This is a genomic window from Shigella sp. SIG6 (assembly GCF_053555815.1).
Genome location: NZ_JBQZXC010000011.1, coordinates 1 through 26,327, shown reverse-complemented (window position 1 = coordinate 26,327; position 26,327 = coordinate 1). Strand labels below are relative to the sequence as shown.

At 50.8% G+C, this 26,327-nt stretch carries 17 protein-coding genes, 1 tRNA gene and 4 pseudogenes; 16 read left to right on the top strand and 6 right to left on the bottom strand.

Annotated features, from left to right (window positions below; translation table 11 throughout):
* Nucleotides 1-259 precede the first annotated feature (259 nt).
* The 3 genes from ACUU1M_RS03475 (at nt 260) to ACUU1M_RS03465 (ending at nt 1,951) form a co-directional block, all read left to right on the top strand.
* Nucleotides 260-871 (top strand): hypothetical protein, encoded by a 612-nt coding sequence (locus tag ACUU1M_RS03475; RefSeq protein WP_001205652.1) that lies wholly within the window; start codon nt 260-262, stop codon nt 869-871.
* A gap of 231 nt (nt 872-1,102) precedes the next feature.
* Nucleotides 1,103-1,288 (top strand): hypothetical protein, encoded by a 186-nt coding sequence (locus ACUU1M_RS03470; RefSeq protein WP_000188903.1) that lies wholly within the window; start codon nt 1,103-1,105, stop codon nt 1,286-1,288.
* Nucleotides 1,289-1,408: 120 nt separating this feature from the next.
* A complete protein-coding gene (locus ACUU1M_RS03465) occupies nt 1,409-1,951 on the top strand; it encodes a plasmid pRiA4b ORF-3 family protein (RefSeq protein WP_000284447.1) in 543 nt (180 codons plus the stop codon).
* On the opposite strand, the gene ACUU1M_RS03460 is transcribed toward ACUU1M_RS03465, so the two are convergent.
* Entirely contained in the window at nt 1,944-2,303 is a 360-nt protein-coding gene (locus ACUU1M_RS03460) for a hypothetical protein (RefSeq protein WP_001243001.1), read from the bottom strand. The genes ACUU1M_RS03465 and ACUU1M_RS03460 overlap by 8 nt on opposite strands.
* A 434-nt stretch (nt 2,304-2,737) precedes the next feature.
* Between ACUU1M_RS03460 and dinD the strand changes: the two genes are divergently transcribed.
* Together dinD and ACUU1M_RS03450 are read left to right on the top strand one after the other, a co-directional pair.
* Entirely contained in the window at nt 2,738-3,562 is an 825-nt protein-coding gene (dinD, locus tag ACUU1M_RS03455) for a DNA damage-inducible protein D (protein WP_005077666.1), read from the top strand.
* Nucleotides 3,563-3,852: 290 nt separating this feature from the next.
* Nucleotides 3,853-4,470, top strand: a complete 618-nt coding sequence (locus ACUU1M_RS03450) for a trimeric intracellular cation channel family protein (protein ID WP_000924289.1) — start codon at nt 3,853-3,855, stop codon at nt 4,468-4,470.
* On the opposite strand, the gene ligB is transcribed toward ACUU1M_RS03450, so the two are convergent.
* A complete protein-coding gene (gene ligB, locus ACUU1M_RS03445) occupies nt 4,467-6,149 on the bottom strand; it encodes an NAD-dependent DNA ligase LigB (RefSeq protein WP_024260820.1) in 1,683 nt (560 codons plus the stop codon). The two genes, ACUU1M_RS03450 and ligB, sit on opposite strands and share 4 nt — an antisense overlap.
* A gap of 257 nt (nt 6,150-6,406) precedes the next feature.
* On the opposite strand from ligB, the gene gmk reads away from it, so the two are divergent.
* Genes gmk through recG form a run of 5 tightly spaced genes read left to right on the top strand, consistent with a single transcriptional unit; the run spans nt 6,407 to nt 12,270 of the window.
* Nucleotides 6,407-7,030 carry a guanylate kinase gene (gene gmk / locus ACUU1M_RS03440; protein ID WP_001295237.1) on the top strand — a complete coding sequence of 208 codons (624 nt, stop codon included), beginning with the start codon at nt 6,407-6,409 and terminating at the stop codon, nt 7,028-7,030.
* A gap of 54 nt (nt 7,031-7,084) precedes the next feature.
* Entirely contained in the window at nt 7,085-7,360 is a 276-nt protein-coding gene (gene rpoZ, locus ACUU1M_RS03435; protein ID WP_000135051.1) for a DNA-directed RNA polymerase subunit omega, read from the top strand.
* A gap of 18 nt (nt 7,361-7,378) precedes the next feature.
* Nucleotides 7,379-9,487, top strand: coding sequence for a bifunctional GTP diphosphokinase/guanosine-3',5'-bis pyrophosphate 3'-pyrophosphohydrolase (gene spoT / locus ACUU1M_RS03430; RefSeq protein WP_000280488.1), 2,109 nt, complete (start codon nt 7,379-7,381; stop codon nt 9,485-9,487).
* A 6-nt stretch (nt 9,488-9,493) separates the two neighbouring features.
* Nucleotides 9,494-10,183 carry a tRNA (guanosine(18)-2'-O)-methyltransferase TrmH gene (gene trmH, locus ACUU1M_RS03425; protein ID WP_001070177.1) on the top strand — a complete coding sequence of 230 codons (690 nt, stop codon included), beginning with the start codon at nt 9,494-9,496 and terminating at the stop codon, nt 10,181-10,183.
* 5 nt (nt 10,184-10,188) lie between these two features.
* Nucleotides 10,189-12,270: an ATP-dependent DNA helicase RecG gene (recG, locus tag ACUU1M_RS03420; protein WP_449144641.1), complete on the top strand. Its 2,082-nt coding sequence runs from the start codon at nt 10,189-10,191 to the stop codon at nt 12,268-12,270.
* A 33-nt stretch (nt 12,271-12,303) separates the two neighbouring features.
* On the opposite strand, the gene gltS is transcribed toward recG, so the two are convergent.
* A complete protein-coding gene (gltS, locus tag ACUU1M_RS03415) occupies nt 12,304-13,509 on the bottom strand; it encodes a sodium/glutamate symporter (protein WP_000468833.1) in 1,206 nt (401 codons plus the stop codon).
* A 279-nt stretch (nt 13,510-13,788) separates the two neighbouring features.
* Here gltS and xanP point away from each other — a divergent pair, with 279 nt between their 5' ends.
* Both xanP and ACUU1M_RS03405 read left to right on the top strand, forming a co-directional pair.
* Nucleotides 13,789-15,180: a xanthine/proton symporter XanP gene (gene xanP, locus ACUU1M_RS03410; RefSeq protein WP_005081695.1), complete on the top strand. Its 1,392-nt coding sequence runs from the start codon at nt 13,789-13,791 to the stop codon at nt 15,178-15,180.
* 120 nt (nt 15,181-15,300) lie between these two features.
* Nucleotides 15,301-17,010 (top strand): AsmA family protein, encoded by a 1,710-nt coding sequence (locus ACUU1M_RS03405; protein WP_025766511.1) that lies wholly within the window; start codon nt 15,301-15,303, stop codon nt 17,008-17,010.
* Nucleotides 17,011-17,062: 52 nt separating this feature from the next.
* Here ACUU1M_RS03405 and yicI read toward each other — a convergent pair whose 3' ends face one another.
* Both yicI and ACUU1M_RS03395 read right to left on the bottom strand, forming a co-directional pair.
* A complete protein-coding gene (gene yicI, locus ACUU1M_RS03400; protein WP_000702917.1) occupies nt 17,063-19,381 on the bottom strand; it encodes an alpha-xylosidase in 2,319 nt (772 codons plus the stop codon).
* Nucleotides 19,382-19,390: 9 nt separating this feature from the next.
* Nucleotides 19,391-20,774: pseudogene (locus tag ACUU1M_RS03395) on the bottom strand (glycoside-pentoside-hexuronide family transporter).
* A gap of 292 nt (nt 20,775-21,066) precedes the next feature.
* On the opposite strand from ACUU1M_RS03395, the gene ACUU1M_RS03390 reads away from it, so the two are divergent.
* The 4 genes and pseudogenes from ACUU1M_RS03390 to ACUU1M_RS03375 all read left to right on the top strand — a co-directional run.
* Nucleotides 21,067-21,161: transfer RNA gene (locus ACUU1M_RS03390), tRNA-Sec, on the top strand.
* A gap of 271 nt (nt 21,162-21,432) precedes the next feature.
* Nucleotides 21,433-22,645 (top strand): annotated as a pseudogene (locus ACUU1M_RS03385) (tyrosine-type recombinase/integrase).
* 411 nt (nt 22,646-23,056) lie between these two features.
* The gene (locus ACUU1M_RS03380; protein WP_000999840.1) at nt 23,057-24,100 is read left to right on the top strand and encodes a tetratricopeptide repeat protein; all 1,044 of its coding nucleotides are present in this window, start codon (nt 23,057-23,059) and stop codon (nt 24,098-24,100) included.
* Nucleotides 24,101-24,468: 368 nt separating this feature from the next.
* Nucleotides 24,469-24,897: pseudogene (locus tag ACUU1M_RS03375) on the top strand (DNA helicase); the annotation flags it as partial.
* Nucleotides 24,898-24,926: 29 nt separating this feature from the next.
* Here the strand turns inward: ACUU1M_RS03375 and ACUU1M_RS03370 are convergent.
* Nucleotides 24,927-26,078, bottom strand: a pseudogene (locus tag ACUU1M_RS03370) (IS3 family transposase).
* Between the last annotated feature and the right edge of the window lie 249 nt (nt 26,079-26,327).

Here is a 26,327-nt window from a genome sequence, read left to right as displayed (position 1 = left end):
ACGCAAAGTGGAAAATCCTCCGAATACGAAACCCGAGCATTGCGCAGTAAATTGCGAATTGCGCAGTTAACAAAATATCTCCGCAAAACGAAACGGATATCAATGCGCAAACCATCCTCACCCCCCGCGCAGTTACTGGCTTTATTGATGTGAAATTGCAAAATTGGTGCGCAATTTACAGTAAAATACGTATATTATTTCGTATTCAATTTGCGCACCGTTCGCAGTTAATGCGCAGTAATTCGCAGGAGGCCAGCCAGTGAGAGACAGAACGCGCAGCTATACCACCGACCTGCCCCGTATAGGGTTGCCATTCCTTGCGAACATGCGTAGCAGGCTGGCGGATGCTGAACCGGGTACGCAGCTTTATACCCAGACCGAAAGCGGAACGTTGTATGCCTTCCGGCAAGCCGACAGCTACGCCATGACAATCAACGGCGTGACGCGGGCTATTCGCACCACAACCACGAAGGCCGGGTATGGCGTCCGGGAATGGTACGCTTGCCCCCACTGTATGAAGCGAGTTGCAAAGCTGTATATCGGCAAGAAAGACATTGGCTGCCGGGCGTGCTGGAAACTTCACTATAAAAGCCAGAGTGCCGACATACTGGACAGGATGCGCATGAAGATACGCCAGCAGCGATGCGCGATATGGGGCAGCAATGACCTTGCCAATAATCTGTTTAATGACATTCGCATGTTCCCAAAACCAAAGGGGATGCGCTGGGCTACGTTTGACAGGAAGCGGGCAGAGTTATCAGCCATGGAGATGGCTTACTGGCAGGCATTCAGCCCGGTAGTGGACAGAATCACGGGCGTTATTGAGCGTAAAGCAGGAAAAGCAGCCAGAGGCATTGGCCTGACTCTATAAAAGCAAAACGCCCGCACGGGGCGTCAGAGAACGGGATAGACTTCTGCGACAATTTGCATTCGCCGCCAATATAGCAAGCCGTCCACATCAAGCAATAAACTATCACCGGGAGGGGGAGGCCAAATCTCTGCAATCCTGAGCCTTAAGGACTGCCCGCCCCATCGTTTTTTCATACCCGCGAAAAATGAAATTTAATCCGGGCGTGTTTCATCCTTCCAGAGGGTATGACGTATGACACCACGCGAAATAGCCTTATTGACCATCGCCAAACTTGAGCATGGAGGCCACCAGCTTACACAGGCAGATCAACGGGAGATAGAACGCTCAGTTAATGCCGATATAGCCCGGCGCGACAGGTTCCGCGAAATGATGCGAGCACCTGCCTACCAGTGGAAGAAGCCAGCGCCGCGCAGGTAGATACGGGATTATTCCGCATGTAACTTATGCGTATTAAGCAAATTTCCTTTATTCACCTTTACAGAATTGTGAGTACGTCAGTATCGTTATCCTTCCGATTCGCATTTATTCAGGATTTGCATGTACCAGCTAAAGATAACCATCCGAGACAGCAAACCACCTATATGGCGGCGTGTGCTGGTTCCAGAGCAAATCCCCTTTAGTGAACTTCACGCGGTGATCCAGTTGGCTTTTGGCTGGAATGACGAACACCTGTATATGTTCGAGAAAGGGCGTAAAGGTGATCCCGGTAGCGAGTATCGCGTATGGGGTGAGGATGAAAGCATGGGTAATGCGGCAATCACACCACTATGGGCAGCGCTCCAGAATGATGGTGACAAGCTGGTTTACACGTATGACTTTGGCGACTGGTGGGATTGCGTCATTGTGCTGGAGAAGCAAACACACGATACGAGCAATCAGCCCATTAGCTGCCTGCGTGGGAAAGGCACCACCCCGGTGGAAAACTCAGGCGGCTTGCATGGTTACAATGAATTGCTATTACAGGCCAGAGAGTCTGATAATCCTGAGCAGGCCGAGATCCACAATTTCCTGATGCTGGATATTGAGCGCCGGGTTTACGACCTGAGCAGCATCAACGACAGATTGCAGGCTCTTAACTGACCCGCATATATTCGCCTGATATTGCGTTATCAGCGCCGCCAGTATCGCGCATAACAGCGCACTGACCGGGCAAACCGTAGCGCACGACCGTTGCGTTAGTCTCACCGCCGCGCCGTATCTGGCGCGATTCATACACTGTCACCCGCTCAAGCAGTCCACCAGCAACCATGCTTTCCAGTGTGCGCCGGGTTGATTCGAGCTGGTGACGCTTATCGAACGACACCATGCCATGAAGCAGGTAGGCCACACCCGACACATCGAACGGCGGCGCACCAATCTCACCAGTCACCCATTCGAGGTTATCCGGTTCAAAGTAGCTAAGTATCTCTTTTTTGCGGCTGGTCATTCTCATAGCTGGCAGGTTCCTTATTGTGGGATAGCACTATCATACAATAAGGCGCAAAAGATAAGAGGCCAGAACAGCAAGCATGAGAGCATAAAACGAGCAGCCAAAGACAGCGCCTCAAAATACCGTGTACACAAGGGTGTACCCACTGAGAAAACGCATTACAAGAAACACAGCAACCACGGGCGTTTAAAGCCACTACTCAATAAACAGATTCAGACTCGTAACACCAATTCTGACTTTTCAGCCTTCACAAATGCCGCCCACTCAAACAGAGCGGCATTTTTCTTCCCCGCAACTTCAATTCTGTTTTGCGTGCCTGCTCCAGATTTTGCGATGTTTTTTTGCCCAGCACACTGAGAACGTGAGATACTCACAACTGTATATAAATACAGTTACAGATTTACTTTCTTTGCAATCGATATCACATGGAGTGGGCAATGAACGAACATCATCAACCTTTTGAAGAGATAAAACTGATTAATGCAAACGGAGCAGAACAATGGTCAGCAAGACAACTTGGGAAACTACTGGGTTATTCAGAGTATCGTCACTTTATACCTGTATTAACGCGCGCCAAAGAGGCCTATGAGAACAGTGGTCACACAATTGATGACCATTTCGAGGAGATCCTCGATATGGTCAAAATTGGCTCAAATGCCAAAAGAGCATTAAAAGACATCGTACTCTCCCGCTATGCCTGTTACCTGGTAGTACAAAACGGCGACCCCGCGAAACCGGTCATTGCGGCAGGGCAGACTTATTTTACTATCCAGACCCGACGGCAGGAGCTTGCTGACGATGAAGCATTTAAGCAACTTCGTGAAGACGAAAAGCGTCTGTTTCTGAGAAATGAGTTGAAAGAACATAACAAACAATTGGTTGAGGCAGCACAGCAAGCTGGGGTAGCGACAGCTACTGATTTCGCCATATTTCAGAATCATGGTTACCAGGGGCTGTATGGTGGATTAGATCAGAAAGCCATCCACCAACTGAAGGGGCTGAAAAAGAGTCAGAAGATCCTGGATCATATGGGTTCAACAGAACTGGCGGCTAATCTCTTTCGAGCTACCCAAACAGAAGAAAAACTCAAGCGGGATAGCGTGAATTCAAAACAGCAAGCTAATACCACACACTTTGACGTGGGTAGCAAGGTGAGGCAAACCATTCAGGAACTTGGCGGAACCATGCCTGAGGAGTTGCCGACCCCGCAGGTCAGCATCAAGCAGTTGGAAAACAGTGTAAAAATTACAGAGAAGAAATAGCAGAAACGAAAAACTCTTTTTGTTGATTGAGACACCCGATGCGTAAGCCAAGGTCCAGGTGCAGTGAACACAATGGCTAAACATTGCACCTTTCTTTTCCCCCCTCAGTTTTAACCTATTTTTTCTTATGCATTTTCTCAGACAAGAAGTCAGAAGAATGCATCTACGCTACAGAAAATAGCGATTTCACATAACTAAAAGTTATCAATTTCCTCTCACCTTAAAAAATATCAATCGTGACAATGCGCACAAATCGCTACCCTGCCAGACAGATTTTTAGGGAGAGAACCATGCTGTTACACATTTTGTATTTGGTTGGCATTACTGCCGAAGCCATGACGGGGGCGCTGGCGGCCGGGCGACGGCGCATGGATACATTTGGCGTAATTATTATTGCAACCGCCACCGCAATTGGCGGAGGGTCAGTGCGCGATATTCTGCTGGGCCACTATCCGCTCGGCTGGGTCAAACACCCGGAATATGTGATTATCGTCGCTACCGCCGCAGTACTCACCACTATCGTTGCTCCTGTAATGCCTTACCTGCGCAAAGTGTTTCTGGTGCTCGATGCGCTCGGACTGGTGGTCTTTTCTATCATCGGCGCACAGGTTGCACTGGATATGGGGCACGGCCCAATTATTGCCGTTGTCGCGGCGGTAACCACCGGTGTATTTGGCGGCGTTTTGCGCGATATGTTCTGTAAACGCATTCCGCTGGTCTTTCAAAAAGAGTTGTATGCCGGTGTCTCATTTGCCTCCGCCGTGCTGTACATCGCGCTGCAACACTATGTTTCTAACCATGATGTGGTGATTATCTCCACCCTGGTATTCGGCTTTTTTGCTCGTTTACTGGCGCTACGTCTTAAGCTGGGATTACCGGTCTTTTACTACAGCCACGAAGGTCACTAAGGTTCAAAACCTGTGATCTGCTGGGCAGCCAGCCAACTGCCCAGCTTCTTGATTTGCGCATTTTCCTTCCATTCAATAACCTGTCTGGCGCGCCCAGATCCAGTCCCCGGCAGCTGCTGCCAGAACTGCTCCGTGCTAAATAAAAGTTGCGACCAGGACCGTTCATCACTGGCATTAAGCGCCGCCCGGGTTAGCGGTATTCCCATTGCCATCACCCAGCGAGTAAAAGGCTGGTTACGAGCCAGATTAAACTGATGCCATAACTGCGCACTTTTACTTTTCGCGATCCCCGGCGTGTTCTGTAATTGCTCTGGCGTTAATAAAAGCCAGGAAAAGATATGCTCAAAGCGATGAGTCTGATGCAGCGCGCGCCAACCGGCCTCACCAATGCCATCCAGCCCCAGAACCTGTTTTGACCCCAGCCAGACTAAGCGTGAAATGAACTGTTCCTGACAAACATCAGAAGCAAAGTAGCAGGTCAACGAGTTAAAGCGGTTTTCTGGTGGTGTCGGTTTTGTACGTTCTGCACCGCGCCAGACCACATCATCAATGCGAGGAATACCCTGACCGGCAAGGCTGACGAGGATCTGATCACCAGGCGCAATATCCCACTCCTGCCAGCGCCTGACGGAACCAATATTCACCCGCTGGACTTTTTTATCATCCAGCATGACAGGTGCGAGTGACGCAACCACCGATATTTTACCGCTCTTACCCACCGCAAACTGAATCGCCTTCACTTCGGCAACCTGAGCTACAGGTTGATATTTCCAGGCCACCAGCCACTCCGCCTGGCCCGGTAGCCAATGACGGGATTCGGGTTCCTTAGCCCCTCGCACAACCACGCCATCGGTGACGAAGGGTAATTTCGCTTTCCACCACTCATTGCGTACGCGCGCAACCTCATCAGCATTTTTAACCGCACGGGTATACCTCTGCGTTAGAGTAAAACCTGCGGTAGCCAGCTCCTTTAAACGATCGGTCATTAACTGCGGTCCATCCGGCCATGCCCAGACAAAAACAGCCAGTGAGTTTAGCGTGTCGCTATTCCCCTGGCGCATCATCAGGCCAGCAACTTTTGCGCGGGCATTTATTCCCCCCATTTGTTGTTGGATATGCCCCTCGCGCTGGAGAAATATTTCCCCCTGAAGCGTACTGTTGGCTAAAGGCCCGCTAACGGTTTGCGGCACAGCGGAAATTAAGCTAACTTTCTGCGTCCAGTCCTCGCCTTTCAGGCCATTACCGCGACTGATTGCTTTGTTCAGTTTCCCGTCCCGATAAACCAGGGTTACCGCAACGCCATCAACTTTTGGCTGCACCCAAAGATCGCTACGTTCTCGCATCCACAGACTTAATGCGTTTTTATCCGCCATTTTGCGTACACCCGTATGGGCAACCGGATGCATAACCGCACCATTTAAAGGCGGCATCATCACGTCGCGGGGCTCGCTCACAAAGCAGCGTTGCCACTGCGTAAGACGGGCGCTTAACTGATCGTAAACACCGTCTTCCACCTCACTTTTTCCTTCCTTCCAGTAGTCATCGTCCCACTGTTTTGTTTGCTGTTGCAGGCGGGAAATTTCTTCCTGTGCTCTGGCTGGCGACCAGGCCGGACAGACCGCCCACACAGATGATTGCCAGCACAAGATACTTATTAATATCGCCATCCATACTTTCATCTTCACCTCCGCTGTAGTCAGGCTGGCAGATATACAACGTGGTGAAGGCAAAGCCGAGTGGCAAAAACGAAGTCTGCGAGGACGCTTCCTGAGAATCGTCTTTATTGCAGTAAATCACAGGCAAATGCGGAAACAGCTACGCAAAACGCAACAACTTTGCGCAAAAAGTGTGAGCAAGGGCTACGTCACATGGCCGCGCCGTGTATAATAAGCTCGTATGTAGGCTTTATTTCGCTAATCACATACGAAAGATACTCATGGCTCAAGGCACGCTTTATATTGTTTCTGCCCCCAGTGGCGCGGGTAAATCCAGCCTGATTCAGGCTTTATTAAAAACCCAACCGTTGTATGACACCCAGGTTTCTGTTTCACACACCACACGCCAACCGCGTCCTGGTGAAGTCCACGGTGAACATTATTTCTTTGTTAATCATGATGAATTTAAAGAAATGATTAGCAGAGATGCGTTCCTCGAACACGCAGAAGTTTTTGGTAATTACTATGGCACTTCGCGTGAGGCCATTGAGCAAGTACTGGCGACCGGTGTCGATGTTTTTCTCGATATCGACTGGCAGGGCGCGCAGCAAATTCGCCAGAAGATGCCGCACGCGCGGAGTATCTTTATTTTACCGCCGTCCAAAATTGAACTGGACCGCCGTCTACGCGGTCGCGGTCAGGACAGCGAAGAGGTCATTGCAAAGCGTATGGCGCAAGCTGTTGCAGAAATGAGCCATTACGCCGAATATGATTATCTGATTGTGAATGATGACTTCGATACCGCGTTGACCGATTTGAAGACCATTATTCGCGCCGAACGTCTGCGCATGAGCCGCCAAAAGCAGCGTCATGACGCTTTAATCAGCAAATTGTTGGCAGACTGAACCTGATTTCAGTATCATGCCCAGTCATTTCTTCACCTGTGGAGCTTTTTAAGTATGGCACGCGTAACTGTTCAGGACGCTGTAGAGAAAATTGGTAACCGTTTTGACCTGATACTGGTCGCCGCGCGTCGCGCTCGTCAGATGCAGGTAGGCGGAAAGGATCCGCTGGTACCGGAAGAAAACGATAAAACCACTGTAATCGCGCTGCGCGAAATCGAAGAAGGTCTGATCAACAACCAGATCCTCGACGTTCGCGAACGCCAGGAACAGCAAGAGCAGGAAGCCGCTGAATTACAAGCCGTTACCGCTATTGCTGAAGGTCGTCGTTAATCACAAAGCGGGTCGCCCTTGTATCTGTTTGAAAGCCTGAATCAACTGATTCAAACCTACCTGCCGGAAGACCAAATCAAGCGTCTGCGGCAGGCGTATCTCGTTGCACGTGATGCTCACGAGGGGCAAACACGTTCAAGCGGTGAACCCTATATCACGCACCCGGTAGCGGTTGCCTGCATTCTGGCCGAGATGAAACTCGACTATGAAACGCTGATGGCGGCGCTGCTGCATGACGTGATTGAAGATACTCCCGCCACCTACCAGGATATGGAACAGCTTTTTGGTAAAAGCGTCGCCGAGCTGGTAGAGGGGGTGTCGAAACTTGATAAACTCAAGTTCCGCGATAAGAAAGAGGCGCAGGCCGAAAACTTTCGCAAGATGATTATGGCGATGGTGCAGGATATCCGCGTCATCCTCATCAAACTTGCCGACCGTACCCACAACATGCGCACGCTGGGCTCACTTCGCCCGGACAAACGTCGCCGCATCGCCCGTGAAACTCTCGAAATTTACAGCCCGCTGGCGCACCGTTTAGGTATCCACCACATTAAAACCGAACTCGAAGAGCTGGGTTTTGAGGCGCTGTATCCCAACCGTTATCGCGTAATCAAAGAAGTGGTGAAAGCCGCGCGCGGCAACCGTAAAGAGATGATCCAAAAAATCCTCTCGGAAATCGAAGGGCGTTTGCAGGAAGCGGGAATTCCCTGCCGCGTCAGTGGTCGCGAGAAGCATCTTTATTCGATTTACTGCAAAATGGTGCTCAAAGAGCAGCGTTTTCACTCAATCATGGACATCTACGCTTTCCGCGTGATCGTCAATGATTCCGACACCTGTTATCGCGTGCTCGGGCAAATGCATAGCCTGTACAAGCCGCGTCCGGGTCGCGTGAAAGACTACATCGCCATTCCAAAAGCGAACGGCTATCAGTCTTTGCACACCTCGATGATCGGCCCGCACGGTGTGCCGGTTGAGGTCCAGATCCGTACCGAAGATATGGATCAGATGGCGGAGATGGGTGTTGCCGCGCACTGGGCTTATAAAGAGCACGGCGAAACCAGCACCACCGCGCAAATCCGCGCCCAGCGCTGGATGCAAAGCCTGCTGGAGCTGCAACAGAGCGCCGGTAGTTCGTTTGAATTTATCGAGAGCGTTAAATCCGATCTCTTCCCGGATGAGATTTACGTTTTCACACCGGAAGGGCGAATTGTCGAGCTGCCTGCCGGTGCAACGCCCGTCGACTTCGCTTATGCAGTGCATACCGATATCGGTCATGCCTGCGTGGGCGCACGCGTTGACCGCCAACCTTACCCGCTGTCGCAGCCGCTTACCAGCGGTCAAACCGTTGAAATCATTACCGCACCGGGCGCTCGCCCGAATGCCGCGTGGCTGAACTTTGTCGTTAGCTCAAAAGCGCGCGCCAAAATTCGTCAGTTGCTGAAAAACCTCAAGCGTGATGATTCTGTAAGCCTAGGCCGTCGTCTGCTCAACCATGCTTTGGGTGGTAGCCGTAAGCTGAATGAAATCCCGCAGGAAAATATTCAGCGCGAGCTGGATCGCATGAAGCTGGCAACGCTTGACGATCTGCTGGCAGAAATCGGACTTGGTAACGCAATGAGCGTGGTGGTCGCGAAAAATCTGCAACATGGGGACGCCTCCATTCCACCGGCAACCCAAAGCCACGGACATCTGCCCATTAAAGGTGCCGATGGCGTGCTGATCACCTTTGCGAAATGCTGCCGCCCTATTCCTGGCGACCCGATTATCGCCCACGTCAGCCCCGGTAAAGGTCTGGTGATCCACCATGAATCCTGCCGTAATATCCGTGGCTACCAGAAAGAGCCAGAGAAGTTTATGGCTGTGGAATGGGATAAAGAGACGGCGCAGGAGTTCATCACCGAAATCAAGGTGGAGATGTTCAATCATCAGGGCGCGCTGGCAAACCTGACGGCGGCAATTAACACCACGACTTCGAATATTCAAAGTTTGAATACGGAAGAGAAAGATGGTCGCGTCTACAGCGCCTTTATTCGTCTGACCGCTCGTGACCGTGTGCATCTGGCGAATATCATGCGCAAAATCCGCGTGATGCCAGACGTGATTAAAGTCACCCGAAACCGAAATTAATGTTTTATGAACCCAACACGTTATGCACGCATCTGCGAAATGCTCGCCAGGCGGCAGCCTGATCTGACCGTCTGCATGGAGCAGGTCCACAAACCTCATAACGTTTCTGCGATTATTCGTACCGCAGATGCCGTTGGCGTACATGAAGTTCACGCCGTCTGGCCTGGTAGCCGCATGCGCACCATGGCTTCGGCAGCGGCGGGTAGTAACAGCTGGGTACAGGTGAAAACACACCGCACCATTGGCGATGCCGTCGCTCATCTCAAAGGCCAGGGCATGCAGATTCTGGCAACCCATCTTTCTGATAATGCTGTCGATTTCCGCGAAATTGATTACACTCGCCCGACCTGCATTTTGATGGGACAGGAGAAAACGGGCATCACGCAGGAAGCATTGGCCCTGGCGGATCAGGACATCATCATTCCGATGATCGGCATGGTGCAGTCGCTGAATGTTTCCGTTGCCTCAGCCCTCATTCTTTACGAAGCCCAGCGTCAGCGGCAAAATGCAGGCATGTACCTGCGTGAAAACAGCATGTTGCCGGAAGCAGAGCAACAACGCCTGTTGTTTGAAGGCGGCTATCCGGTGCTGGCGAAAGTCGCAAAACGCAAAGGCCTGCCTTATCCCCACGTCAATCAGCAAGGCGAGATCGAAGCTGATGCCGACTGGTGGGCTACTATGCAGGCTGCAGGGTAAGTGCCATGAAAGGTCGCCTGTTAGATGCTGTCCCACTCAGTTCCCTAACGGGCGTTGGCGCAGCACTTAGTAACAAACTGGCGAAAATCAACCTGCATACCGTGCAGGATCTACTCTTACACCTTCCCCTGCGCTACGAAGATCGCACCCATCTCTATCCCATCGGAGAACTACTGCCGGGCGTTTATGCCACGGTGGAAGGCGAAGTGCTGAACTGCAATATCTCCTTCGGCGGTCGGCGGATGATGACCTGCCAGATCAGCGACGGTTCCGGCATCCTCACCATGCGCTTTTTCAATTTCAGCGCGGCAATGAAAAATAGCCTGCCGACGGGCCGCCGTGTACTGGCTTATGGCGAAGCAAAGCGCGGTAAATATGGTGCGGAGATGATCCACCCGGAATACCGCGTGCAGGGCGATCTCAGCACGCTAGAATTACAGGAAACGCTCACGCCGGTTTATCCAACAACGGAAGGCGTAAAGCAGGCCACGCTGCGTAAATTAACCGACCAGGCGCTGGATCTGCTCGACACCTGCGCCATTGAAGAACTCCTGCCGCCGGAACTGTCACAAGGAATGATGACGCTACCGGAAGCGTTGCGCACTTTGCACCGCCCGCCACCGACGCTACAGCTTAGCGATCTGGAAACCGGGCAGCATCCGGCGCAACGTCGTCTGATTCTGGAAGAACTGCTGGCGCACAACCTCAGCATGTTAGCCTTACGTGCCGGAGCACAGCGTTTTCATGCCCAGCCGCTGAGCGCCAATGACACGCTGAAAAATAAACTCCTCGCCTCCTTACCGTTCAAGCCAACGGGCGCACAGGCACGCGTAGTGGCGGAGATCGAGCATGATATGGCGCTGGATGTGCCGATGATGCGCCTGGTACAGGGCGATGTAGGTTCCGGTAAAACGCTGGTCGCCGCCCTCGCCGCGCTGCGTGCGATTGCCCACGGCAAACAGGTGGCACTGATGGCACCAACCGAATTACTCGCCGAGCAGCACGCCAATAACTTCCGCAACTGGTTTGCACCGCTCGGTATCGAAGTGGGCTGGCTCGCCGGTAAGCAGAAAGGCAAAGCGCGACTGTCTCAGCAGGAAGCCATCGCCAGCGGTCAGGTGCAGATGATTGTCGGTACACACGCCATCTTCCAGGAACAGGTGCAGTTTAACGGCCTGGCGCTGGTGATTATCGACGAACAGCATCGTTTTGGCGTGCATCAGCGTCTGGCATTGTGGGAGAAAGGCCAGCAGCAGGGCTTCCATCCGCATCAGTTGATCATGACCGCCACGCCGATCCCCCGCACGCTGGCAATGACGGCGTATGCCGATCTCGATACCTCGGTGATAGATGAGCTGCCGCCAGGCCGCACGCCAGTGACTACGGTCACTATTCCTGATACCCGCCGTACCGACATCATTGACCGCGTGCGCCACGCCTGCATAACTGAAGGTCGTCAGGCGTACTGGGTTTGTACGTTGATTGAAGAGTCAGAGTTACTGGAAGCGCAGGCGGCGAAAGCTACCTGGGAAGAGTTGAAACTGGCGCTACCAGAATTGAATGTTGGCCTGGTACACGGGCGGATGAAACCAGCCGAGAAACAGGCGGTGATGGCGTCGTTTAAACAAGGTGAGCTACATCTGCTGGTTGCCACTACCGTTATTGAAGTCGGTGTTGATGTGCCTAACGCCAGCCTGATGATTATCGAAAACCCTGAGCGTCTGGGTCTGGCGCAGTTACACCAGCTGCGCGGGCGCGTAGGTCGTGGCGCGGTGGCTTCTCACTGCGTGCTGCTCTACAAAACGCCGCTTTCTAAAACGGCGCAAATTCGCCTGCAAGTGCTGCGCGACAGTAACGACGGTTTTGTGATTGCGCAAAAAGATCTGGAGATTCGCGGCCCTGGCGAATTGTTAGGCACACGTCAGACGGGTAATGCTGAATTTAAAGTGGCGGATTTACTGCGCGATCAGGCGATGATCCCGGAAGTTCAGCGCCTGGCGCGACATATTCACGAACGTTACCCACAACAGGCAAAAGCCTTGATAGAACGCTGGATGCCGGAGACAGAACGTTACTCGAATGCGTAAAAGGCGGCGGTGAGAAGACCGCCGCTTCATCGGTTAACCGGCAAAAATCGGCAACATTAAATACAGCTTAATCACCAGCGCATTGACGATATCGATAAAGAACGCACCGACCATCGGCACCACCAAAAACGCCATGTGCGACGGGCCAAAGCGTTCAGTGATCGCCTGCATGTTGGCGATTGCCGTTGGCGTTGCACCGAGGCCAAAACCACAGTGACCCGCAGCCAGCACTGCCGCATCGTAGTTTTTGCCCATCATGCGCCAGGTAACGAAGATGGCATACAACGCCATGAAGATAGTCTGTACCACCAGAATCGCCAGCATCGGCAGCGCCAGCGAAGCCAGCTCCCACAGTTTCAGCCCCATCAACGCCATCGCCAGGAACAACGACAAGCTTACGTTACCCAGCACGGATACCGCACGCTCAAAGACGCGGTAAAAGCCCATTATTGACAGACCGTTGCTCAGAATCACGCCAACAAACAGTACACAGACGAAGGTCGGCAGTTCAAAAGCAGTGCCAGCCAAAAGTTGCGCAACAATTTTCCCCACCGTCAGGCAGATAGCAATCAGCGCGATAGTTTCAATCAGCACCAACGAGGTGATCATGCGTCCCACATCCGGCTTTTCAAACGCCGTCGGGACTTCCTGGTCATCCGGAATACCGTTCGGCGTGGTGGAGTGTTTCACCAGATAGCGCGCCACCGGACCGCCAATCAAGCCGCCCAGCACCAGACCGAACGTTGCACAGGCCATCGCCACTTCCGTCGCATTGGTGAAGCCATAACGTTCAATGAACAATTTACTCCACGCAGCGCCCGTACCGTGACCGCCGGAAAGCGTAATAGAACCGGCCAACAGCCCCATCAGCGGATCAAGCCCTAACAGGCTAGCCATACCAATGCCAATGGCATTTTGCATCACCAACAGACCAACAACCACAATCAAGAAGATGCCAACCACACGCCCACCGGCACGCAAACTGGCAATGTTGGCGTTCAGGCCAATGGTGGCGAAGAAAGCCAGCATTAACGGATCGCGCAGGGACATATCAAAGTTGACTTCCCAGCCCATGCTTTTTTTCAGTACTAGTAGCGCCAGCGCCACCAACAAACCACCCGCAACAGGTTCCGGTATGGTGTATTTCTTCAAAAAGGAGACGGAATGGACCAACTTACGCCCGAGCAGCAACGTCAGCGTTGCGGCAACAAGCGTTGCTAAAGTATCGAGATGAAACATAGTTACTCCTTTGTATCCGCATCACTCTTTCATACTCGTCATACTTCATCGCGCAGTGGCAACTTCATGAACTATGACGGGTATCGAGTTATGCTTTCCTGGGTCAAATTCTCAGCTGTTAATGAACAAATGGCATGGATTTTAAGCAGAAAAATACCAAAAGTTATATAAAAAAGTGCATTTATCTCATTTAAATATTTAGATGAGGATGTGGCAAACGTTTGCTTTTCTCTTTCGGTCAGCTAAAATGCCCGCTTTGCTACCACGGGATTGTTTTCGATGTCTGTTTCCACCCTCGAGTCAGAAAATGCGCAACCGGTTGCGCAGACTCAAAACAGCGAACTGATTTACCGTCTTGAAGATCGTCCGCCGCTTCCTCAAACCCTGTTTGCCGCCTGTCAGCATCTGCTGGCGATGTTCGTTGCGGTGATCACGCCAGCGCTATTAATCTGCCAGGCGCTGGGTTTACCGGCACAAGACACGCAACACATTATTAGTATGTCGCTGTTTGCCTCCGGTGTGGCATCGATTATTCAAATTAAGGCCTGGGGTCCGGTTGGCTCCGGGCTGTTGTCTATTCAGGGCACCAGCTTCAACTTTGTTGCCCCGCTGATTATGGGCGGTACCGCGCTGAAAACCGGTGGTGCTGATGTTCCTACCATGATGGCGGCTTTGTTCGGCACGTTGATGCTGGCAAGTTGCACCGAGATGGTGATCTCCCGCGTTCTGCATCTGGCGCGCCGCATTATTACGCCGCTGGTTTCTGGCGTTGTGGTGATGATTATCGGCCTGTCGCTAATTCAGGTGGGGCTGACCTCCATTGGCGGCGGTTACGCAGCCATGAGCGATAACACCTTCGGCGCACCGAAAAATCTGCTGCTGGCAGGCGTGGTTTTAGCCTTAATTATCCTGCTTAACCGTCAACGTAACCCTTACTTACGCGTGGCCTCACTGGTAATTGCGATGGCGGCCGGATATGCGCTGGCGTGGTTTATGGGCATGTTGCCAGAAAGCAACGAACCGATGACGCAAGAACTGATTATGGTGCCAACGCCGCTCTATTACGGTCTTGGCATTGAATGGAGTCTGCTGCTGCCGCTGATGCTGGTCTTTATGATCACTTCGCTGGAAACCATTGGCGATATCACGGCGACCTCTGACGTTTCCGAACAGCCAGTGTCCGGTCCGCTGTACATGAAACGCCTGAAAGGCGGCGTGCTGGCAAACGGCCTGAACTCGTTTGTTTCGGCGGTGTTTAACACCTTCCCGAACTCCTGCTTCGGGCAAAACAACGGAGTGATCCAGTTGACTGGTGTTGCCAGCCGCTATGTCGGTTTTGTCGTCGCGCTGATGTTGATCGTGCTGGGTCTGTTCCCGGCAGTGAGCGGTTTTGTACAACACATTCCAGAACCGGTTCTGGGCGGCGCAACGCTTGTAATGTTTGGCACCATCGCCGCCTCCGGTGTGCGTATCGTTTCTTGTGAGCCGCTGAACCGTCGGGCGATTCTGATTATCGCGCTGTCGCTGGCGGTTGGTCTGGGCGTGTCTCAGCAGCCGCTGATTTTGCAGTTTGCCCCTGAATGGCTGAAAAACCTGCTCTCCTCCGGGATCGCCGCGGGCGGTATTACTGCCATCGTGCTGAATCTGATTTTCCCACCAGAAAAACAGTAATTCACTGGCGGCGGTAAGATAATTACCGCCGCAGTCTCACCTCTTTCACCATTCCCGCCTTGAGGATTGCGCGTAAATCGTGCATAACTCCCTTATGTGCATTTCACGGGATGGAAGACCATGAAATTTATTGGGAAGCTGCTTCTCTACATTCTCATCGCTCTGTTAGTGGTGATCGCTGGCCTCTATTTTCTTCTGCAAACCCGCTGGGGAGCAGAACATATCAGCGCATGGGTTTCCGAGAATAGCGACTATCATCTGGCCTTCGGGGCGATGGATCACCGTTTTTCCGCGCCATCTCATATCGTGCTGGAGAATGTCACGTTTGGTCGTGATGGTCAGCCCGCGCCCCTGGTGGCAAAAAGTGTCGACATTGCGCTAAGCAGTCGCCAACTGACCGAACCACGCCATGTCGATACCATCCTGCTGGAAAACGGGACGCTGAATCTCACCGACCAGACCGCGCCGCTACCGTTCAAAGCCGATCGTCTGCAACTGCGTGATATGGCGTTTAATAGCCCGAATAGCGAATGGAAACTGAGCGCGCAGCGGGTAAATGGCGGCGTGGTTCCGTGGTCACCAGAAGCCGGTAAAGTGCTGGGTACGAAGGCGCAGATTCAGTTTAGTGCCGGATCGCTTTCGCTCAATGATGTTCCTGCCACCAATGTACTGATTGAAGGCAGTATTGATAACGATCGCGTTACGCTGACTAACCTGGGTGCCGACATCGCCCACGGGACATTAACCGGAAACGCGCAGCGTAACGCCGACGGCAGCTGGCAAGTGGAAAATCTGCGCATGGCGGATATCCGTCTACAAAGCGAAAAATCGCTAACCGACTTCTTTGCGCCATTACGCTCTGTCCCGTCGTTGCAGATTGGTCGCTTGGAAGTCATCGATGCTCGTCTGCAAGGTCCGGACTGGGCGGTGACCGACCTCGATCTCAGCTTGCGCAACATGACCTTCAGTAAAGATGACTGGCAGACACAGGAAGGCAAACTGTCGATGAACGCCAGCGAGTTCATTTATGGTTCGCTGCATTTATTTGACCCGATTATAAACGCGGAATTTTCCCCGCAGGGCGTAGCGCTGCGCCAGTTCACCAGCCGCTGGGAAGGGGGTATGGTCAGAACGTCAGGGAACTGGCTGCGTGACGGTAAAACGTTGATCCTTGATGATGCGGCAATTGCCGGGCTGGAATATACCTTGCCGAAAAACTGGCAACAGTTGTGGATGGAAACGACACCCGGTTGGTTAAACAGCCTGCAACTGAAGAGATTTAGCGCCAGCCGCAATCTGATCATTGATATCGACCCTGACTTCCCGTGGCAGCTCACCGCGCTCGATGGTTACGGTGCCAACCTGACGCTGGTTACCGATCATAAATGGGGCGTCTGGAGTGGCTCGGCGAATCTGAATGCCGCCGCCGCGACATTCAATCGTGTTGATGTTCGTCGCCCGTCGCTGGCGCTGACCGCCAACAGCAGCACGGTGAATATCAGCGAACTGAGTGCATTTACTGAAAAAGGCATTCTGGAAGCCACCGCAAGTGTTTCACAAACGCCACAACGTCAGACCCATATCAGCCTGAATGGACGCGGTGTGCCGGTGAATATTTTGCAACAATGGGGATGGCCCGAATTACCGTTGACTGGCGACGGCAATATTCAGCTTACCGCCAGTGGAGATATTCAGGCCAATGCCCCGCTGAAACCTACGGTTAGCGGGCAATTGCATGCCGTGAACGCCGCAAAGCAGCAAGTGACTCAAACCATGAATGCGGGCGTCGTTTCCAGCGGTGAAGTTACATCGACGGAGCCGGTGCGGTAAACATCAATCTCGCCGGGTACGACTCAGACGTACCCGGCATTCCGTCAATAGATTACAACGTAATTGTCAGCGCATTCCCTTGAGGCGTCACCACCAGCCCCTGCTCACTTTCAGCCTGCGAACCGCCTTGCAGACCATTTACTTTCACAACATTGCGCAAGCACAGCGTCCAGTTCTTCGCCTCGCCCGCACCAGTCACAGTAATCGTGTTGCCAGTACGTGCTGCTTTTAAAGTAAAGATCACCGATCCGTCAGCAGCGGGCACTTCACAGACGGCTTCATGCCCGTCTTGCAGATTAAAGAGGTGGAATGCCGTGCCTTCGTGCCACACGTAATCGGGACGTTGATCGTTGTTGCCCAGCGCCAGTAGAGTGTTATCACGCACATAAACGGGCAGACTCAGGAAGCCGTGCTGCTGTTTATGCCAGCGACTACCGTCGAGTTCATCGTTGTGCCACAGGTGTGTCCAGCGACCTTCCGGCAGGTAGAACTGCACATCGCCCGCTTCAGTGAACACCGGCGCAACCATCACGTTGTCGCCTAACATGTATTGACGGTCAAGGTAATCACAAGCCGGATCGTCCGGGAACTCCATCATCATGGCCCGCATCATCGTCGTACCCCGCGCGTTCGCACGCGCAGCTTCACGATACAGATACGGCATCATGCGGCATTTCAGTTGCGTGAAGAAGCGCACCACATCACAGGACTCATCATCGTAGGCCCACGGCACACGATAAGATTTGCTACCGTGTAAACGGCTATGGCTGGAGAGCAAACCAAACGCGCACCAGCGTTTGTAAACGTGCGCCGGAGCGGTATTTTCAAAGCCGCCGATATCGTGGCTCCAGAAGCCAAAACCTGAAAGGCCAATAGACAAACCACCGCGCAGGCTTTCCGCCATTGATTCGTAGTTAGCGTAACAATCGCCACCCCAGTGTACCGGGAATTTCTGCGCACCGACGGAGGCCGAGCGGGCAAACAAGACAGCTTCTTCCTCACCAACGGTGTCCTTGAGCACGTTCCACACCAGTTCGTTGTAGATGTACGCATAATGGTTATGCATTTTCTGCGGATCGGAACCGTCAAACCACTGAACATCAGTTGGGATACGTTCGCCAAAGTCGGTCTTAAAGCAATCAACGCCCATCGCGACCAGACCTTTCAGTTTGTCGGCGTACCATTTGCAGGCATCCGGATTGGTAAAGTCATAAATCGCCAGACCTGGCTGCCATTTATCCCACTGCCATAGCGAACCGTCCGGGCGTTTGAGTAAATAGCCTTTCTCTTGTAACTCTTTAAAGACGGGGGATTTTTGACCGATATAGGGGTTAATCCAGACGCAGATTTTCAGCCCTTTCGCTTTCAGGCGGCGGATCATCCCTTCCGGGTCAGGGAAAGTCAGCGGGTCCCACTCAAAATCGCACCACTGGAAGGCTTTCATCCAGAAACAGTCAAAGTGGAAAACATGCAGCGGCAGATTGCGTTCCGCCATACCATCGATAAAGCTGTTTACCGTCGCTTCGTCGTAGTTGGTGGTAAATGAAGTGGTTAGCCACAGGCCGAAGGACCACGGGGGCGGCAGCGCCGGACGACCAGTAAAGCGGGTATAACGATCAAGTACCGCTTTCGGCGTCGGGCCGTCGATAACAAAGTATTCGAGATATTCACTCTCAACGCTGAACTGCACTTTGGAGACTTTCTCCGATCCCACTTCAAAAGAGACACACTGGGGATGATTGACCAGTACCCCATAACCACGGTTAGTCATGTAGAACGGGATATTTTTATACGCCTGTTCAGTACTTGTGCCGCCGTCCCGGTTCCAGGTCTCTACCGTCTGGCCATTGCGCACCAGGGCAGTAAAGCGCTCTCCCAGACCGTAAACTGTTTCGCCAACGCCAAGATCAAGCCGCTCAAACATATAATTGCGTTGATTATTCGTGTCCTGCACGTAGCCATTATTTTTCACCTGACTACCGGTAATACGTTCGCCGTTGCGCAGAAAATCCAGTGACCAGAACTCACCTTTGCTGACACGCGCGCTTAAGTTGCCACTTTTAAACTCAGCATAACGTTCTGTGTTTTCGATTGTGACCTTCACGTCCTGCAAAATATTGAGCGGATAATGAGGACCGTTATTCAGCGCCCCCTGAAAATGCTCAATCCGCACACCGACAATACCTTCCTGTGGGGAGAAAAAGCGCAGCGTAAATAAAGGCGTATCAAGCTGCCAGGTACGTTCACGCACATCACGGGGGGCAGCATAGACCACCATTTCATTATCCTGCTGTTCAACCTCGAATACCTGAAGCGGGTGAATCAAATTGAGGCCAGGTTGAATCAACCAGTTTCCATCGCTAATTTTCATTGCCGTTCCTTAGTTCTGCACTTCTTGAGAGGTGAATTGTTGCTGGCAACGGCGTTTACCCTGAGCCAGCTGTTCCATAACGGTTTTCAGATTGTGCGTCGTGAGTGAGTAGTAGCGTTTAGCGATAATCGCGCTCAGCAAATAACAGATCGCCGGAACAATCGTGAATAGCGCAATAATGATGCTAATCGTGGCGCTGTTCTGCGCTTTTTCTGCCGCATCATATCCGCCATAAGCCAGCATCCAGCCGATAAGAGCGCCGCCGAAGGCCAACCCCAGTTTGAGCACAAATAGCGTGCCAGCAAAACTGATCCCGGTCAGGCGTTTACCATTGCACCACTCGCCGTAGTCGACGGTATCGAACATCATTACCCACTGGATAGGTGTCACCAGTTGATGCAACACACCAATCACGAAGATGAAGACAAACATAGTGATGCTGGCCTGCATGGGAACAAAGAACATCGCGAGGCTAATCACTGCCAGCAGGGCGTTCGTCCACCAGAAGATAGTGACTTTACATTTCCAGTCGGTCAGAGGTTTTGCCAGTGCGGAACCAATCAGGTTACCCACGCAATAAGTGGTGAGAAAAGCGACAAACACTTCCGGCGTGCCCAAAATCCATGTGACGTAATACATCATCGCCCCACCGCGTACGCACACCGCCAGGATATTGAAAATGGTTAGTAAACCGACAATCCGCCACTGGTCGTTTTGCCAGATATCATGTAAATCTTCCCGCATAGACGTTGTTGTAGGTGGTGCTTCAACGCGTTCTTTAGTGGTGAAGAAACAAAATGCCAGCATCATGAATGCCACCACGGAAAGGACCACGATACCGCCCTAGAAACCGAGTGGTTTATTATCACCGCCAATTAAATTAACCAGTGGCATCATCAGAACAGTAGAAAGCATGCCTCCCGCGGTCGCCAGCACAAAACGCCAGGATTGCAGCGAGATACGCTGAGTCGGGTCATTGGTGATTACACCACCCAATGCGCAGTAAGGGATATTGACGACGGTATAAAGTAAGGTAAGTTAGGGTGTAAGTAATTGCTGCATAGATCATTTTGCCGTTCATACTGAGATCTGGCGTGCTATAGGCCAGTACACAGACGATCCCGAATGGCAGTGCGCCAAACAGTACCCACGGACGAAATTTACCCCAGCGAGAGCGCGTTCGATCGGCCAACAACCCCATGCAAGGATCGGAAATCGCATCCAGTGCACGAGCGACCAAAAACATGGTTCCGACAAATCCGGCAGGAATGCCAAAAATATCGGTATAAAAGAACATCATATATAACATTACGTTATCGAAAATAATGTGGCTGGCGGCGTCTCCCATGCCATAACCAATTTTCTCTTTAACGGACAACACTTCACTCCTCATCTGCTTTTCCTTGATGCTATAGGGGTGCTGAGACCGATAACGCATTTTGTAAACCATCCCTGTGAGAGCGAATATTCCGATATCTGGTTATTAATTTATGATTCTTGTTTTATGTGATCGTGGTAGCGTTAATTCCGCTCATATATCATTGTAAAATATGGGTTTTATATAAATTATAATGCTTTCGTGATAATACGCTGCGTTTATTAGGCGGAAAAAACTGATCTGGGGGATGTAGAAACTCAAGGAAGTAGCTATAATGCGCCCCGCCTCCATGTAGCAATCGAGGCGCGGAAGATCGTCGTCTCCGGTGAGGCGGCTGGACTTCAAATCCAGTTGGGGCCGCCAGCGGTCCCGGGCAGGTTCGACTCCTGTGATCTTCCGCCAGTTTACCTCTTCTGAACTCTCCCAATGTCAATAAATCTCTTCTAATCCCTTGTATATCAGTATTTATTTGTATCCTGAGGTCAACCTACTTCACCCCGTATCAAGTTTCTTTTGGGGGTACTTTAGGGGGTGTTATTTCCTATTGAAATACAAGCACCCCCATAATAGGAAAAATGTGATACATAACAACGGCTTTTAACAATATCTTTGTTATACAAGGGGTGTATTGGGGGTATCAGGTTAGTTACTGGCAGAAATCCCCCTCAGGAACATGAATTCATCAAAAGCCGGAGGATGTCATGGCATTAACCGATATCAAAGTGAAAACCGCAAAACCCAAAGACAAACCCTATAAGCTTGCTGATGGCGGCGGTATGTATCTACTGATTAACACTAATGGTTCTAAATACTGGCGCATGAAGTACCGCTTTGCTGGTAAAGAAAAGATGCTTTCTATTGGCGTATACCCCGATGTAACGCTAGCCGATGCTCGCGAGAAACGAAGTGAAGCCAGGAAACTCCTCGCTGCTGGAGGCGATCCAGGGGAGGCAAAAAAGGAAGAAAAAATCGCGCAGCAAATGAGTCTGAAAAATACGTTCGAGGCTATTGCTCGCGAATGGCACCAGTTAAAAGCTGATCGGTGGTCATTACGCTATCGTGATGAAATCATTGATACCTTTGAAAAAGACATTTTTCCCTACATTGGCAAGCGCCCTATTGCCGAAATCAAACCAATGGAGTTACTGGAAGCACTGCGTAAAATGGAAAAACGTGGAGCTCTGGAGAAAATGCGCAAGGTCCGCCAGCGCTGTGGTGAGGTGTTCCGCTATGCAATTGTTACTGGCCGGGCAGACTATAACCCAGCCCCCGATCTTGCCAGTGCTTTAGCTACACCGAAAAAAGTACATTTTCCCTTTCTTACTGCTAATGAACTTCCCCACTTCCTCAACGATCTGGCGGGTTATACCGGAAGTATAATCACTAAGACAGCTACTCAGATCATTATGTTAACCGGCGTACGAACACAAGAACTGCGTTTTGCACGCTGGGAAGATATCGATTTTGAGACAAAATTGTGGGAGATCCCGGCAGAAGTAATGAAGATGAAGCGACCTCATATTGTGCCGCTCTCTGAGCAGGTCATTATGCTATTTAAGCAGCTTGAACCAATCTCAAAACATCATCCCCTAGTCTTTATCGGTAGAAATGATCCCCGCAAACCAATTAGTAAGGAAAGCATTAACCAAGTAATTGAATTACTTGGATATAAGGGAAGACTCACAGGGCACGGTTTCAGACACACCATGAGTACAATTCTGCATGAACAAGGCTTTAATTCCGCCTGGATTGAAATGCAGTTAGCTCATGTGGATAAAAATTCCATCAGGGGTACCTATAATCATGCCCTGTATCTCGATGGCCGCCGTGAAATGATGCAATGGTACGCTGATTACATTGATTCACTCTCCAGCCGGGAAAGTTAAGTCAGAAATACTTTTCCCTGATGTTTTCCTCAATTAAGTATTTTATCCTCTGGCCTACAAGGCTGGAGGATTTTTGTTATTATATTATTTTTTTGCGTCTTCAAACTTATTACAAAAACATAATTAAAAACAAATTGACATTTTTAAATTGGCAATTACAAAATACAGCCTTGCAGTTATTTCGATACCTTTAGCAAAGGAAAAGTTGATTCAGATATAATTTAGCATTTCAATCATCTGACATCATTATAAAAAATGAGATTCACATAAAGATAAAATTATTGTTCTCAAGGAAAGCATGAAGGGGCTTCGTAAGCAATATTCATTCGGTGCCAAGACAGGACTTGATACACAGAATCTCAACTTTTATGCTCTCAGACTATATCATCACATGTTTTACAGGCTCAGAAAATGAACGATAGATTATGCTTTGAAGTGCACGATAACAAGGGTTATTTCGTATTTCCGGATACCTGGTTTGGCCCATTGCTGGGGGAGTTTGAAGAAGTGCTTGATGCATACGACGCTGATGAAATCAGCGAGACGAGTTACATCAACAAACTCCGACGCCTTGCTCAACGGGAGCCGGACTTTATTGATATACACGCTCATCTGGCATATGCATTTCTGGAACAGAATGCCCCGCGTAAGGCACTGAACGCCGCTCTTAAAGGACTGGCGGCAGGTAATCGTATCATCCCGGAAAGTTTCTGTGGTGAAATAATCTGGATGCATCCCGAAAACCGGCCTTATCTGCGCGCGCTTTATGCAGCAATTCTCGCAAATGTGCACTTACAGCGCCATCAGGATGCGGTTATGCTCACTGATAAAATACTGGCATACAATCCTGAAGATAATCAGGGGGCTCGCTGGTTGTTGGGTTCAGAGCTGTTACGCACCGGCGATCATGAGCGAGCCTTCAGTGTACTGAAAGAGCATGCTGATGAATTTTCACCTTACTGGTATGAACTCGGTCTCCTGCATTTTCTGAACGGGGAACATGTTAAGGCCGCCACAGCTTTTCGCCATGGCTTTGCCACAAACACTTACATCGCAGAAATGCTGTGCGGAAATCTGCATCCATTTCCACTTGCTGTGTGGCATGACTTCTCCGGCTCTCTGGATACGGCAGAAGATTACTATGCAACATACTCACCATTATGGGGACAATATCCGGAAGCATTGCTGTTTGTAAACTGGCTCTATAACCATTCCTCCGTGCTGCATGAACGATCAGAAATCATTAAATGCGCCGAAATGCTGATTCAGGAAGATGATTTCGAAATATGCGAAAGTATTTTAAGACAGCAGGAGCACCTGTGGAAAAGAATTGACAAGACACTTTCTGAGGAAATTGTACAGAAATGCAGAAATATGAACGGTGAATATATCTGGCCCTGGATATTGCCCTTTTCCGCAGCAGGGATGAAACATTCAAGCATCCAGTATCAGTAGATATTGCATTAGTGTAACTTTAAAACAAGTAATAATTTATTATCCAATAATAACACTGTGTTCCTTCCCCAAGTGATTACCCTGCCAGCGGGTAATCCCCTCCTCTGGCGTTTTCGGTTGAACTGGTATCCCCGTCCAACACAGGCAGCCATTATAAACAGTAAAAAATTGTATTCGCTGTTATGAAATCAATAGTCCTGACGTACTGTTGAATGTGCTTGTGTTCTGAACCTCGTACAACCAGTACATTTGATATCGAATTATAAACAAAACATTGCATCCAACTTTTTTAATATGGACAATAGTTGTCCATACGGTGGTTTTATATTCGATAAATCAATGGATTTCATTGAGTCACAGGACTGGTAATGGATGAAAATGCTTTAAGGTTTGCCTCATACTGGCGCAACTCGCTTGCAGATGCTGAGTCAGGAAAGGGCTGTTTTGAACGGAAAGACGCCCAAAATTTCACTCACTGGCATGGGATAGCGGCGGGACGTCTTGACGAAGCGATTGTCAATAAATTTTTTAAGGGAGAAAAAGACGATGTCGAAACTGTCAATGTCATCTTACGCCCAAAAGTTTATTTCCAGTTACTGCAGCATGGTAAGGACCGTTCCGCAGGCACGCCTGATATTGTTACACCGATAGTGACGCCAGCCTTGCTAAGCCGTGAGGGTTTTTTATATCCGACGCCAGCGACCTCCATTCCCAGAGACCTGCTTGAACCTTTGCCAAAAGGAGCATTTTCGATTGGTGAGATTGGGCAGTATGACAAATACAAGACGACCCATACTGATCCTACCCACGTAATGTGGACACGGCCCTAAGCGAGATTATGGTTTTCAAATTGTTCCGGGCTGAGACCGCCACAGGCACTGTGACGACGCCAGCGATTGTAATCACACTCGATATAATTAAACACCGTTGCCCGCATTATTTCCCGGCTGCTAAAGCGTTCCCCGTGGATACATTCCACCTTCAGCGAATGAAAGAAGCTTTCCACACAGGCATTGTCATAACAGTAGCCTTTCGCACTCATACTGCCACGCAGGTTGTGTTGCTTCAGCATTGCCTGATAATCCCCTGAACAGTATTGACCACCACGGTCCGTATGAACAATGACGCTTTCCGGGCGTCTTCTCCGCCACAACGCCATTTGCAGTGCATCACAGGCCAGTTGTGCTGTCATTCGCGGTGACATCGACCAGCCAATGACGGCGCGTGACCTCAGGTCGATGACTACTGCGAGATACAACCAGCCCTCATCGGTACGCAAGTACGTGATGTCACCCGCCCACTTCTGGTTTCGGGCCACTGGCGCTGAAGTCCTGCTCCAGCAGATTCTCCAATACGGGCAGGCCATGTGCACGGTAGCTGACCGGGCTGAACTTCCGGCTGGCTTTCGCCCGCAGCCCCTGACGACGCAGGCTGGCGGCAATGGTTTTAATATTGAACTCCGGCAGTTCGTCAGCAAGGCGGGGAGCACCGTATCGCTGCTTTGCCTCAAAGAATGCCTTATGGACAGCGGCATCGCAGGTGAGCCGAAACTGTTGGCGCAGGCTCATCTGGTGACGACGCCTGAGCCAGACATACCAGCCGCTGCGGGCAACCCGAAGTACACGACACATCGCTTTGATGCTGAACTCTGCCCGATGATTTTCGATAAAGACATACTTCATTTCAGGCGCTTCGCGAAGTATGTCGCGGCCTTTTGGAGGATGGACAGTTCCTCAGCCTGCTCCGCCAGTTGTCGTTTAAGGCGGACATTTTCAGCGGCCAGTTCGCTTTCGCGCTCTGACGAACTCATTTGTTGCTGCTGTTTACTGCGCCAGGCATAAAGCTGAGATTCATACAGGCTGAGTTCACGGGCTGCGGCGGCCACACCGATGCGTTCAGCGAGTTTCAGGGCTTCGTTATGAAATTCAGGCGTATGTTGTTTACGGGGCTTCTTGCTGATTGATACTGGTTTTGTCATGAGTCACCTCTGGTTGAGAGTTTACTCACTTAGTCCTGTGTCCACTATTGGTGGGTAAGATCACCCTCCATTAAAACTAAAACGGGCGCTTTCTGATATATCATCTGTAAGCGCAGTAATACCATTAGTAGCACCTCTCGGCGGCGCATTGATTATTGAATATTATAACTGGAATGTTATATTTCTTGTTATGATGCTGTTCAGTATTATAATAATGTTATTATCACCAAAGATAACTCATGCAAATGA